Raw genomic sequence first — 12,131 nt, forward strand, 5'->3', positions numbered from 1 at the left:
ACGGCTATCGTCGCAGGATGAGGGTGATGAAGCGGTTGCGTGAGCAGGAGGAGTGACCTGCTCAGCCCGCAGCCGAGCCTCCAGCCGGACCTGGGGCCGTCGCAGCGGGCAATCGATGCGGGATGCAAAGCCTTCGCAGGACGAGCAACCTCCGGGTTCACTCAGGGCCGCGATGTCCTCGTGACGCACAGGGGAGAAGTCCCGGAAAGCTCTCTTCTCTAGCGCCTTAACGGCGAACCTGCGAGCCCCCGGATCGATGGCCGCGTCTTCTGCATCGATATCTGCTTCCCGACGATCTCTCCCGACGCAGTCTCCGACGAACTCGGCCCGGGGGGTGAGCTGAGGTCGGGTTGACGCTCTCTGGGGGTGGTGGCGTGGTGCAAACCGCGCGCCGTTGGCTGGCTGCCACCGCTGCTGGCCGAGAGGGCAGGCGCATAGTTTGCACGCGGGGGTTACGGCCGAGACGTTCACACCGGTTTCCCCGATGGGCACTGAAGGGCCCCGCTCGATGAACGGCGGCGTGAGGCGTAACCGAATAGCCCCATTGGGGTATACCCCGCGCGACAAATGTGTCGCAAAACTGTGAAAACGAACCCTATCGGCAACCGTAAGTAACCGGCACGTAACTGTCGTGCTGGGGTCCCCCTGTTCGTTGCATGCTCCGTCGTGGGTGGATGCAGGCCATCGCTCGCTGCTCCCGTCGGTAGCCCACGGCATGCCGCGAGGGTAAGAATGGCTGGCAGCAGACCTGGTTCCCACAGGGTTGGCGGTCACCTATCGGAAGTAGACGGAGACACGGGCGACATGAGCCGGCAACGGTCCTCAAGAAGTAGTGCGAGAGACGACTCGGCCAGCACCATGCGTGAGGTGCTCGACGAGGTGCACCGCATGGTCAACCCTCTCGACAAGTACGCGCACATGGGGCCGGGCGACTTCAATGACGATGACATGACGTTCCTGCGCCACCCCAACGGGGAGCTGCTCCACCTAGCCGAATGGGAGCTCGACCTCGAGGATGCGCGCAATATCGTTCGGGCCGGCGCAGATGTCTACGTCAACCCTGAGAGCTTCTCGTCGTTCCTCGGTGCGACACGGTACAAGAGCGAACGGCAGACGTGGCTCCTCGGCGCTGATGCTTCACTCCTGCACGAGGCCACGCCGTTGGTCGGCAAGCACCACGCACGCATCCGCATATCGCTGTACAAGTCCGACAATGGCACGCTGGCGGTGCACGTCACCGGTGCGTTCGCCTGGCCTGAGTAGCAGACCAGCATCGGCGTCACCGGCGCGGCAGATGGCGCCTCTGAATCAGTCGACCCAGATCTGACAGATGTTGTTGCGGGTGAACTTGACGACTTGATCGGCATGGAGGAGCCCTTCGAGGGCCACTGGATCGTTGTCGAGCACCCCGGTGAAGCGCGATCCGACCGTCGCTGTCACGCGCACCCACATCCGCTCGCTGAGGCCCGTGGCTCCGACTTCCCAGATCAACTTCACGAGGTCGCCGACACCCACGGCGTCGAGCTCCTCGGCAGTGGGAACCTCGAACGTCCGTGGGTGCCGCCGGTTACGTTCGCCCACATCTACGAGGTGTAGAGCCGCAACCAGCTGGCTGAGCGGCATGCTTGCGGCGCGCCCCCGCCGAGCTCGCTGCATCCTTGAACGAGAAATTGGCATACGACGGAGTTTAGGGGGCGCCGACACTCAACGGCCGATCGACCCGAAGCGCGCCCGCCCCAGCTCTCCGCCGTTTGCTCGCACACGCAAACCAGCCAGCTCGCCCCACTTGGGTATACCCCAATGAGACACTCGAGCCCGGACGTGCCCACGGTTCCCGTTAGGGTCCTCCGCCGTGATTTCGCGACAGATCTGTCCAGGTAAGTGCGTCGGCCACCTCAACGCGACAGGCGGCGTTACCGCGGCTCGAGTGAACCCGCTTCACGCGCTCGCACCTGCCTGCCGGCGAGGAAATGCTGGCCGCGGGCGCCCGCGGTCGATGGGATCCTCTGCGCGTCTGGCGGCGGAACCGCGCCCGTGCTGCGCTCCGCGCGCCGGGCCGGGTGCTCCGTGCCGGGTGAGACCCCTGTAGCCGGCGTCGACGACGCGGCCGCCGCCCTGGACCCGCCGCTGAACAGCTTGCGCCAACCGAGCCTCGTCGTGTGCGAGTCTACGGCGGTGCCGGCCGACGGGGCGGGGCACGCGGAGGGACGGGTGATGACAGCAACGAACACGGCTCTGAAGGTGGGGCGATGACGGCCGTCGGCGGATCCGGCGCCCGCGACGAGCCGAGCCTTGCGGGCGGGCGCGCCCCGCTGCAGCTGCGGGTCGGCGGGGCGAGCAGGGAGGAGCTGCACACCCGGCTCGCGAAGCTCGGCATCCAGCTGAACGACGGCGCGCGCACGCTTCTCGAGGATTCGTGCTTCGACACCCGCGCACCGGAGATGCTCGAGGTCGTGCAGCGTAGCCTCCACCAGCTCGGCCTCGCCTCGGGCGGCACCCTCCCGCAGGTCACCGCTGCGGCACGGGCGCAGGGTCTCGCCCCGCTGCCGCCGGACACCGGCCCTTACCTCCGCCTCGCCATCACGGACCAGGGGCAGGCCCCGGACTCGATCCTCTCCGCTGGGAGGGCGCCGACCGGCGCCGTGCACGTCCACTCCGCACCTCTCCGCGCGGACCACGACTACCCCAAGGGCTTCTACCTGCGTGTCGTCGACGGCGTCACCTGGCTGCGGGCCTTTCGCTGCGACGACGAGTACGTGTGGCCGGCCGACGCCGTCCTCGCCCTGCGGGCCCCCGAGGGGTGAGGGGTCCCCGCGTCATCTGACCGCGAGGCGGTGCCTGAGTGCTGAGCGCACCGCGGCGTCCGCCCGAGCGGCGGCGCCTGAACGCACCGCGGCACCCCGCCGTCCCATCCCGTGGACGAAGTGGCCCAGATCACCACCCCGCGCCGTTCCGCCCCTAGGCTTCGAGAATGTTCTCCTGCCTGTCGCCCGGAGCGCTGGGGCTCCCCCTGGACCACACCGCCGCCATCGAGCTCGCCGTCACGCACGGCTTCGGGGGCGTGGATCCCGACCCCGAGCACTTCCGCACCCTCCTGGCCGACGGCGGCCTCGAGGCCGTCTCCGCCCACGGCGACGCCGTGCGGGCGAAGGGCCTGCAGTGGGGGATGGCCGGCCTCCCGATCGCGCTGGACTCCCCGGCCGAGGAGTTCCGCGCCGCCCTCGGCTCCCTGCCCGACGCCCTCGGGCTGCTCACCGCCGCCGGGGTCACCGCCGTCGGCACCTGGATCCGCCCCATGCACCAGACCCTCGACCACGCCGCCAACTGGCGTCTGCACGCCGGACGGCTCTCCCTGGTCTCCGAGATCCTCGCCGACCACGGGCTGCGGCTCGGACTGGAGTACATCGGGCCGAAGACCTTCTGGTCCACCGAACGCCACCCCTTCGTCCACGACATCACCGACGCCCGCGCCCTCATCGCCGAGACCGACGCTAGCAACATCGGCCTGATCCTCGACAGCTACCACTGGTTTACCGCCGGGGAGACCCCCGAGGACCTCACCGGCCTCGCCGCCTCCGACATCGTCTCCGTCGACATCAACGACGCCCGCCCGGACCGGGCGCGTGACGAGCAGATGGACCTCGACCGCCGCCTGCCCTACGACACCGGGGTGATCGACCTCGACGGGTTCATGGGAGCGATCCGCGCGGCCGGGTACACCGGCCCCGTGAAGGTCGAGCCGTTCATGAAGAGCCTCGCCGAGCAGCCCGTCGACGAGGTCCTCGCCGACATCTCCTCCCGCCTGGACCGGGCGATCACCGGCGCCTGACCCGCCCCGGCCCGGCCGGCGCAGTGGCTACTGGTACGAGACGAACCAGGGGCGCGGCTCCAGGGCGTAGGTCTCCTCCGGAGTGAACATCGGGGTGTCCTCGTCGTGGAAGTTCTTCCACGCCATGAAGATCCCGCCCGGCAGGTCCTGCTGGAGCGCGTTCCAGGTGGCGAGCTTGTCCTCGGGGGTGCCGTGCCCGTCGGCGTGCAGGGTGATCGCGAGCTCGGGGCGGGAGGTGTCCACGTCCTGACGGTCCGAGATCATCGAGAGGTTGAACTGGTGCAGGATCAGCACCTTCTGCGGCAGGCCGTGCTCCGCGGTGAGATCCGCGAGCCAGGTCGAGACCTCGTTGATCTCCGCCGCGGTGACCGAGCCGATCTGCTCGAGATGCTTCTGCCCCGGCTCCAGCCGCCACTCGGCATCCAGCGCCAGGCCGACGTGCGGGGCGGTCAGCAGCTCCTCGTAGAGCTTCGCCTGGGTGAGGAAGTCGGTGGTGCCCGGCTGCAGGTCCAGCACCACGTACACCCCGGCCTCGCCCGCCGCGTGGACCCACTCGCGCAGGCCCTCGACGCCGAGCTCGGAGGAGAAGTCGCCGTCGCCGCCCGGCTCCGAGGAGGCGATGGTCGTGATGATCTCGAGGGCGGGGACGATCGGCTCCTCGGCGAGCCCCTCGTACTCGGCGACCATCTCCTGCACCCGCTCGAGGGTCTGCTCGAGGTCCTGCTCGCCGAGGATCCCGAGCGAGGGCACGGCGGGGGAGCCGTAGGCCGCGATCATGCGCCGGCCGGGGAAGGCCGTGATGCCGCCGCCGGGCAGCTCGGTCGTGGTCGCGGCCCGGCCCAGCGCCTCCACCAGCGCCGAGGCGTCGCCGAAGGAGTCGCCGAGCGCGAGCACGCCCGTCGAGGCGTCCTCTCCGGCCGCCTCCTTCGCCGCGGCGACGCTCTCGCCGCTGCGGCCGACGTCCCCGCCGGGCGTCTCGACGACGGTGCCGCCCGCGGCGGAGACCGCGGCGCTCGCGAGCGCCTGCGCGGGCGAGGCCGCCTCCGGGTCGACCAGCAGCGTCACGGCGGTGGTCGCCTCCCCGGCGGAGACCTTCGGGAGGTCGGGGTTCTCGGCGGAGAGGTCGAGCTCGACGACCTCGCGCCCGTCCCCGAGATCGCCGGGGTCCATGCCCGCCGGGACGACGAGGGTGCCGGCGCCGAGCCGTTCGATCTCGTCGGCGACCGCCTGGTCGACGCCCGCCAGGAGTGGGGCGGGGAAGCCCTCGAGCGTCGGCAGCAGCGCCTCGAGCGAGGCCTCGTCGGCGAGGACGGCGACGTCCGAGGAGGTGAACAGCGCCGCGCTCGCCGCGGCGGACGCCGCGGCGAGATCATCGCCCGGCAGCACCGTGGTCTCGGGGGACTCGGTGCGCTCGACGGAGAGGTCACCGCCGGTGCAGGCCGCGAGGCCGCCCGCGAGCGCGAGCACCGTCGCGCCCGCGAACGTTCGCCGGGTGATGATCGCCGGTCGTCGGTCTCGTGCTGTCACGGCGGTGACCTCCTCTGCGATGTGGGCGAATGCCGGCGATCAGGCCGGCCCAAGTACGGGCTGGTGCGGTCGCATGGCGCCCATGCTGTCAGAGCCGCGGAAGGGCGGATGGCACGGAGAACCCCGTGTCGGGTCTCTCCGGCTGTTCGTCGTCGCTCGCTGCGGACCCGATGCAGTCGGCACGCGCTTGCCTGGCTGAGCGGCTCCGTGGTCTAATCGTTCGAAACGGAAAGCGGTTACCGTCGCCGGGGGTAGCGAGTGCGGCCCTACGACCTCGAAGGAGAGCAGCCACATGGCAGAACGCAGGATCGGCATCATCGTCAACGGCGCGACCGGGCGCATGGGCTACCGCCAGCACCTGGTCCGCTCCCTCCTCGCCATCCGCGATCAGGGCGGCGTCGAGATCGCCGACGGAGACCGGCTGGTGCCGGACCTGCTGCTCGTCGGCCGCAACGAGGAGAAGCTGCGCACGATCGCCGAGCGCCACGACCTGAAGAACTGGACCACCGACGTCGACGAGGCGCTCGCGAATCCGGACTACGAGGTCTACTTCGACGCGCTGGTGACGAACCTGCGGGTGGCGAACCTGAAGAAGGCGATCTCCGCCGGCAAGGCGATCTACACCGAGAAGCCCACCGCCGAGTCCTTCGAGGACGCGCTCGAGCTCGCCCGCCTGGCGAAGGAGGCCGGGGTCGTGAACGGCGTCGTCCACGACAAGCTCTACCTCCCCGGCCTGCTCAAGCTGCGCCGCCTGATCGACTCCGGCTTCTTCGGCGAGATCCTCTCCGTGCGCGGCGAGTTCGGCTACTGGGTCTACGAGGGCGACTGGCAGAGTGCCCAGCGGCCCTCCTGGAACTACCGCTCAGAGGACGGCGGCGGCATCGTCGCGGACATGTTCCCGCACTGGAACTACGTCATCGAGGAGCTCTTCGGCCGCATCGAGGACGTCTACGCCCAGACCGCCACGCACATCGGGACGCGCTGGGACGAGAGGGGCCAGGAGTACACCGCCACCGCCGACGACGCCGCCTACGGCGTCTTCCGCCTCGAGGGCGGGGCCGTCGTGCAGATGAACTCCAGCTGGGACGTGCGCGTCCACCGCGACGAGCTGGTCGAGTTCCAGGTCGACGGCACCAAGGGCTCGGCCGTCGTCGGGCTCCACGGCGCGCGGATCCAGCCGCGCGAGGCGACCCCGAAGCCCGTGTGGAACCCCGACGTCAAGGACCCCCACGACTACCGCGCCGACTGGATCGAGGTCCCGGACAACGCCGGGCCCGACGGCTTCGACAACGGCTTCAAGGTGCAGTGGGAGGACTTCCTGCGCCATGTGGCAGGCGCTGAGGAGGGTTCCGACTATCCGTACGACTTCCTCTCCGGCGCGCGCGGCGTGCGGCTGGCAGAGGCCGGCCTCGCCAGCTCGGCGGAGGGTCGCCGCATCTCCCTCGACCCGCTGACGGAGGTGTGAGAGACATGAGCGACCTGCAGCTGACCCTCCTCGACGAGGACGGCGCCCTGCGCCGCATCCCGCTCGCCGGGGCACCTGCCTTCGCCCGCCCCACCGCGCCGCTGCGCTCCCGCGTGGTGTACGCGGCGGTGCACGTGGTCCCGCTGGTCCACGGCGACAACACCCCCGGCGCCCCGGCCCGGATCGACTGGGACGCGACCCTCGCCTTCCGTCGCACCATGTGGTCGCGCGGGCTCGGCGTGGCCGACGCGATGGACACCGCCCAGCGCGGCATGGGCCTGGACCCCGCCGCGACCCGCGAGCTCATCACCCGCACCGCCGACGCCGCCCGCGAGGCCCTCGAGGACCCGGAGATCTCCGCCGTCTTCCCCGCCGGCGCCACGGTGAGCGACCTCGTCGTCGCCGGGGTGAACACCGATCAGCGCACCGAGCAGGAGCTCGGCCTCGACGAGATCGTCGAGGCCTACGTCGAGCAGCTCCGCGCCACCGAGCGGGCCGGCGCCGGCGCCGTGCTGATGGCCTCCCGCCACCTCGCCCGCACCGCGCGCTCCGCCGCGGACTACGAGGAGGTCTACCGTCGTGTCCTCGCCGAGGCGACCGCCCCGGTGGTCCTGCACTGGCTCGGCACCGTCTTCGACCCGCAGCTGAAGGGCTACTTCGGCAGCGACGACCCCGCCGTCGGGGCGGACGCCCTCCTGCGCATCATCGAGGAGGACGCCACGAGGATCCGCGGCGTGAAGATGAGCCTGCTGGACGATGCTGCCGAGATCGCCGTGCGCGAGCGCCTGCCCGAGGGCGTGCGCATGCTGACCGGTGACGACTTCCACTTCTCCCACCTGATCGTCGGCGACGGCACCGTGACGACCGGGGCCGACAGCGCCCAGGTGCGCGGGGGGTACTCCGACGCGCTGCTCGGCGCGTTCGCCGCGACCGCTCCCGCCGCCTCTGCCGCCGTGCAGGCGCTGGACCGCGGGGACGTGGACGAGGCGGGGCGCATCCTGGATGCCGCCGAGCAGCTGGGACGGCACGTGTTCTCCGCCCCGACCTACCACTACAAGACCGGGGTCGCGTTCCTTGCCTGGCTGAACGGCCACCAGCAGGCGTTCACGATGGTGGGCGGGATGCACTCCGCCCGCAGCCTCCCGCACCTCTCGCGCACCATCGAGCTCGCCGCCACCACCGGCAACCTCGAGGACCCGGTGCTCGCCGCCGAGCGCTGGCACGGGATGCTGCGACTGGCCGGCTACGAGATCGACTCTGCCACCGCCAGCGCGGCGGACTCGGGCGGGGCGACCGCCGCGAGCGAGGACGCCGCCGCATCGCGGACCGCACGGACGGGAGACGCCGCATGACCACGCAGACCAGCTCGACCGCCATCGACGCCGAGGCTGCCGGCACGGTGCCCCGGCTGTCCCTGAACCGCTGGACCTTCCGCACCACGCCGGTGCAGGAGTTCCTCGAGGCGACGACCTCCCGCGGCATCGAAGCCGTCGGCCTTTGGCGCCAGGACGTCGAGGAGGTGGGCCTGGACGCGCTGCGCCGCCGCGTGGACGATGCCGGGCTGCGTGTCAGCTCCCTGTGCCGCGGCGGGTTCCTCACCGCCTCCGCCGAGGCGGACCGTGCCGCGGCGCTCGCCGACAACCGTCGGGCCATCGACGAGACGGCCGCGCTCGGTGCCCCCACCCTGGTCATGGTCGTCGGCGGCGTGGACCGTGCCGACAAGGACATCGTCGGCGCCCGGGCCCGGGTCACGGAGGCGATCACCGAGCTGGCCCCCTACGCCGAGCAGCGCGGCGTGAGCCTCTCCCTCGAGCCGATGCACCCGATGTTCGCCGCCGACCGGGCGGTGCTCTCCACGATCGACCAGGCCCTCGACATCGCCGAGGCCTCCGGCAGCTCCGCCGTCGGTGTCGTGGTGGACACCTACCACGTGTGGTGGGACCCCTCCGTCGAGCGCGCCATCCAGCGCGCCGCGGCCTCGGATCGTCTGCTCGCCTACCAGGTGTGCGACTGGAACCTGCCGCTCGCCGCGGAGCCGCTGCACTCCCGCGGTTACATGGGTGACGGGTTCATCGACTTCCCCGCGATCACCCGCATGATCGCTGCGACCGGATTTACCGGCGACATCGAGGTGGAGATCTTCAACGAGGACGTGTGGGCGACGCCGGCCGAGGAGTCGGCGCGGATCATCGCCGAGCGGTACCAGGAGCTCGTGCTGCCCTACGCGTGAGGCAGTGCCCGTCTGGGGCGCCTGGAACCGGGCCACCGGGAGCCGGGGTGGCCGGGCCGTGTCCTGGACGGGCGCTGGGCAGCACGATCTGGCGATATCGCCACGTCGTGCCGCTATGCGCCCGTGCAGGACCGGCTGACCCCCGAGCGCAGCGTCGGCGCGCCGACGGCAGGGGGAGGGGCAGGCAGGAGCGGGCAGGTGCACGACCAGGTGCGCGGGCCGACGCCGCCGGGGTGCCCTGCCAGGGCCTGGCTCGCGCCGGCAGGGGGGTGGTGGACTCGATCCGTCCCCACCCCCTGCGCGAGGAAAGGTCCCCGCCTGCCGTGACCACCACCCGTCCCGCCCCGTCCGCGCCGGCCGTCTCCCGGGCCCTGCCCTGGATCCTGCTGCTGCTGACGGTCTTCGGGCCCATCTCGATGGACCTCTACCTCCCGGCGCTGCCCGCCCTGACCCGGGAGCTCGAGGCCACCACCTCGATCGCCCAGCTCACCGTGACCGCCTGCCTGCTGGGCCTCGCCGCCGGGCAGCTGCTCGCCGGTCCCGTCTCCGACCAGCACGGACGGCGCCGCATCCTGCTGATCGGCGTCGCCGCCTATGTGCTCACCTCGACCCTGTGCGCGCTGAGCCCCAGCATCGAGGTGCTGGTCGTCGCCCGCTTCGTGCAGGGCCTCGCCGGCGGCGTCGGCATCGTCATCGCCCAGGCCGCGGGGCGCGACATCTTCGACGGTCGCGAGCTGATCCGCTTCTACGGCCGCCTCGCGGTCGCTGGGCCCACCGCCGCGATCGTCGGCCCGATGATCGGCGGGCTGCTGAACACGTTCATGGACTGGCGCGGCCTGTTCGGATTCCTCGCCGTGGTGGGTCTCGCGCTGCTGCTGATGTCCGCGACGCTGTTCACCGAGACGCTCCCGCCCGAGCGGCGCACCGCCGGCGGGCTGCGCCGCACCGGCGCCGCGCTGCGGGTGCTGGGCGCGGATCGGGTGTTCGTCGGCGCAGTCCTCTCCCAGGGCTTCGTCTACGCGGCGATCTTCGCCTATCTCGCCGGATCCACCTTCGTGCTCCAGGAGATCTACGGCCTTTCCCCGCAGTGGTACGCGGCCGCGTTCGCCCTGAACTCCGCCGGAGGAGTGTTATTCGGCTGGCTGGGCGGCCGCACCGCCGAGCGATGGAACGTGCACGGCGCGCTGTTCCTCGGCATCGCGCTGACCGGCACCGGTTGCCTCGGCCTGCTCCTGGCGGGACTGGCGCCGATGCCGCTCGCGGCGGTGATCGCCTCGCTGTTCCTGCTCGCCTCGGGCGCGCAGTTCTCGTCCCCCGCGGGCACCACCCTCGCGCTGTCCGAGTACCCGCAGATGGCGGGCACCGCGGGCTCGATCCTCGGCACCGCCCGTTTCGGTCTCGGCGCGCTCGCCGCCCCCTTCGTGGGGATCGCCGGTTCGCTGAGCATCCTGCCGCTAGGGGTGATCACCACCGGCGCTGCGGTGCTCGCCGCGGCCGGTGCGCTGCTGACGCTGCGCCGTCGCGCCCCCGGGTCCGTGGTGCACGCCGCGACGGCCTGACGCCCGCGGCGCACTGAGGCGGATCCTCCGCCGCACGGGCCGGGGGAGCGGCGAGGGCGAGGCGATCGTCGGGCGTCCATCGCCCAGTGCGCCCGACGCGGGGCCCGGCGCTCAGCTCCGCTTCCAGTATGCGAGCGAGTGCACGCGCTCCTTCGGCAGCCCCAGCTCGCGACGCAGCGCCCCGGCGAGCCGGCGCGTCGGCACCCCCTCGAGGGCGACCATGACGCTCGTCCCCTCGGGCCTCACCTCATCCCCGAGGCGGTCATGTGTCACCCGGTCAGCGAGGTGCGATCCCCGTCGATTCGCGCAGCGCCACGTCTCCGCGCACCCGCACCTCGCGCACCCCGTCGGCCGACGGGTCCTCGCCGGAGCCGCTCGCGGCCTCCGCATCGTCCGCCGACCGGTGCGCGGGGGCGACGCCCTCGAGCACCCACGCCGCCGCCTGCGCGGCCATCTCCGACAGCGGCAGCGCGATCGTGGTCAGCGAGGGGTTCGCATCCGCCGCGGCGGTCACCCCGCCGAAGCCGGCGACCGCGACCTGGCCGGGCACGTCCAGGCCGCGACGGCGCAGCTCGCCGAGCGCGCCGAGGGCCATCACGTCGGCCGGGGCGAACAGGCACAGCGGGCCCTGCCCGGAGCCGCCGGCTCCCTCGAGATGCTCCTGGATGCGGGCGGCGAGCTCGAGCCCGCCGTCGCGGGTGAGGTCCGCGGCGATGCTCAGCTCGGGCTCGATCCCCGCCTCCGTCAGCGCGGCGATGAAGCCGCTGGTGCGGGAGCCGGCCGAGGGGATCCCGGCGATGCCCTCGACCACGGCGAAGCGTCGATGGCCCTCGACGACCAGGGCGGTGGCGAGCTCGTGGGAGTCCGCGGCGTCGTCGGAGATGATCGTGCGGCCGACGCCGAGGGACTGGCCCAGCCCCACGACCTTCCCGCCGTTGCGCTCGAATCCCTGCAGCAGCGTGCTGATCGCGGTGTCGTCCTCGGTGCCGTAGCGGTGCGTGCCCACCAGCACGAGTGCGTCGACCTGCTGCGCGATCAGGGAGCGCAGCGCCCGCACCTCGGTGTCGATCCGGCGATCGGTCTGCGTGAGCAGCACCTGCGACTGCGAGGCGAACAGCTGCTGCTGGATCTCGCCCGCGATGGTCGCGAAGTACGGATCGGCGAGGTCGTGCACGACCAGGCCGATCAGCCCCGAGCGGGAGCGGGCCAGGGCCTGGGCCTGGGCGTTGGGGACGTAGCCGAGGCGGTCCGCGGAGGCGCGCACCCGTTCGGCGACCTCCTTGCCGGGCACGCGGGCCGAGCCGTTGAGGACGCGGGAGGCGGTGGCGAGCGAGACGCCCGCATCCTGGGCGACGTCGCTGAGGCGCACGGCGGGCATCGGGGGCTCCTTCGTGGTGAGGCGGTCCTCCCGTCGGTGACCGTCCGGGCGGTGCGCACCGGAGCGGTGCGCACCGGAGCGGTCCGACGGGTCCGACGGGTGGGTCCGGCAGGGCTGCCGGGGAGGGCCGACGAGAGGGTGGG

12 protein-coding genes are annotated in these 12,131 nt (G+C 71.9%); 8 read left to right on the forward strand and 4 right to left on the reverse strand.

Annotated features, from left to right (window positions below; all coding sequences use genetic code 11):
* Positions 1–867 precede the first annotated feature (867 nt).
* Complete coding sequence (locus DEU31_RS01885) at positions 868–1,263, forward strand: hypothetical protein (protein WP_133675375.1); 396 nt, start codon at positions 868–870, stop codon at positions 1,261–1,263.
* Between the two features lie 45 nt (positions 1,264–1,308).
* Here DEU31_RS01885 and DEU31_RS01890 read toward each other — a convergent pair whose 3' ends face one another.
* On the reverse strand, positions 1,309–1,581 hold the full coding sequence (locus tag DEU31_RS01890) for a DUF2314 domain-containing protein (RefSeq protein WP_157998664.1): 273 nt from the start codon (positions 1,579–1,581) through the stop codon (positions 1,309–1,311).
* Positions 1,582–1,881: 300 nt separating this feature from the next.
* Between DEU31_RS01890 and DEU31_RS01895 the strand changes: the two genes are divergently transcribed.
* The 3 genes from DEU31_RS01895 (at position 1,882) to DEU31_RS01905 (ending at position 3,829) form a co-directional block, all read left to right on the forward strand.
* Positions 1,882–2,253, forward strand: coding sequence for a substrate-binding domain-containing protein (locus DEU31_RS01895; protein WP_133675379.1), 372 nt, complete (start codon positions 1,882–1,884; stop codon positions 2,251–2,253).
* Complete coding sequence (locus tag DEU31_RS01900; RefSeq protein WP_133675381.1) at positions 2,250–2,804, forward strand: hypothetical protein; 555 nt, start codon at positions 2,250–2,252, stop codon at positions 2,802–2,804. The genes DEU31_RS01895 and DEU31_RS01900 overlap by 4 nt, the downstream gene beginning before the upstream one ends.
* Before the next feature lie 167 nt (positions 2,805–2,971).
* Positions 2,972–3,829, forward strand: a complete 858-nt coding sequence (locus DEU31_RS01905) for a sugar phosphate isomerase/epimerase family protein (protein ID WP_133675383.1) — start codon at positions 2,972–2,974, stop codon at positions 3,827–3,829.
* A 27-nt stretch (positions 3,830–3,856) separates the two neighbouring features.
* On the opposite strand, the gene DEU31_RS01910 is transcribed toward DEU31_RS01905, so the two are convergent.
* Positions 3,857–5,356, reverse strand: a complete 1,500-nt coding sequence (locus tag DEU31_RS01910; RefSeq protein WP_133675385.1) for a hypothetical protein — start codon at positions 5,354–5,356, stop codon at positions 3,857–3,859.
* Positions 5,357–5,648: 292 nt separating this feature from the next.
* On the opposite strand from DEU31_RS01910, the gene DEU31_RS01915 reads away from it, so the two are divergent.
* The 4 genes from DEU31_RS01915 (at position 5,649) to DEU31_RS01930 (ending at position 10,610) form a co-directional block, all read left to right on the forward strand.
* Complete coding sequence (locus DEU31_RS01915) at positions 5,649–6,821, forward strand: Gfo/Idh/MocA family oxidoreductase (RefSeq protein ID WP_133675387.1); 1,173 nt, start codon at positions 5,649–5,651, stop codon at positions 6,819–6,821.
* Between the two features lie 5 nt (positions 6,822–6,826).
* On the forward strand, positions 6,827–8,173 hold the full coding sequence (locus DEU31_RS01920; protein ID WP_133675389.1) for a DUF993 family protein: 1,347 nt from the start codon (positions 6,827–6,829) through the stop codon (positions 8,171–8,173).
* Complete coding sequence (locus tag DEU31_RS01925; RefSeq protein ID WP_133675391.1) at positions 8,170–9,051, forward strand: sugar phosphate isomerase/epimerase family protein; 882 nt, start codon at positions 8,170–8,172, stop codon at positions 9,049–9,051. Before DEU31_RS01920 ends, DEU31_RS01925 begins: the two co-directional genes overlap by 4 nt.
* A gap of 323 nt (positions 9,052–9,374) precedes the next feature.
* A complete protein-coding gene (locus DEU31_RS01930) occupies positions 9,375–10,610 on the forward strand; it encodes a multidrug effflux MFS transporter (protein WP_133675393.1) in 1,236 nt (411 codons plus the stop codon).
* Positions 10,611–10,721: 111 nt separating this feature from the next.
* Here the strand turns inward: DEU31_RS01930 and DEU31_RS17250 are convergent, their stop codons facing one another.
* Positions 10,722–10,832, reverse strand: coding sequence for a siderophore-interacting protein (locus tag DEU31_RS17250; RefSeq protein WP_166649343.1), 111 nt, complete (start codon positions 10,830–10,832; stop codon positions 10,722–10,724).
* A 55-nt stretch (positions 10,833–10,887) separates the two neighbouring features.
* Positions 10,888–11,988 carry a LacI family DNA-binding transcriptional regulator gene (locus DEU31_RS01935; RefSeq protein ID WP_133675395.1) on the reverse strand — a complete coding sequence of 367 codons (1,101 nt, stop codon included), beginning with the start codon at positions 11,986–11,988 and terminating at the stop codon, positions 10,888–10,890.
* Between the last annotated feature and the right edge of the window lie 143 nt (positions 11,989–12,131).

Origin of the sequence: Brachybacterium sp. AG952 (assembly GCF_004362645.1) — a bacterium.
In the GTDB taxonomy this organism is placed as follows: domain Bacteria; phylum Actinomycetota; class Actinomycetes; order Actinomycetales; family Dermabacteraceae; genus Brachybacterium; species Brachybacterium conglomeratum.

Bases quoted from the DNA above. Each gene is read 5' to 3' on its own strand.
- DEU31_RS01900 (WP_133675381.1), top strand. From the start codon at position 2,250: ATGACGGCCGTCGGCGGATCCGGCGCCCGCGACGAGCCGAGCCTTGCG.
- DEU31_RS01905 (WP_133675383.1), top strand. From the start codon at position 2,972: ATGTTCTCCTGCCTGTCGCCCGGAGCGCTGGGGCTCCCCCTGGACCAC.
- DEU31_RS01915 (WP_133675387.1), top strand. From the start codon at position 5,649: ATGGCAGAACGCAGGATCGGCATCATCGTCAACGGCGCGACCGGGCGC.
- DEU31_RS01920 (WP_133675389.1), top strand. From the start codon at position 6,827: ATGAGCGACCTGCAGCTGACCCTCCTCGACGAGGACGGCGCCCTGCGC.
- DEU31_RS01925 (WP_133675391.1), top strand. From the start codon at position 8,170: ATGACCACGCAGACCAGCTCGACCGCCATCGACGCCGAGGCTGCCGGC.
- DEU31_RS17250 (WP_166649343.1), bottom strand. From the start codon at position 10,832: ATGGTCGCCCTCGAGGGGGTGCCGACGCGCCGGCTCGCCGGGGCGCTG.
- DEU31_RS01935 (WP_133675395.1), bottom strand. From the start codon at position 11,988: ATGCCCGCCGTGCGCCTCAGCGACGTCGCCCAGGATGCGGGCGTCTCG.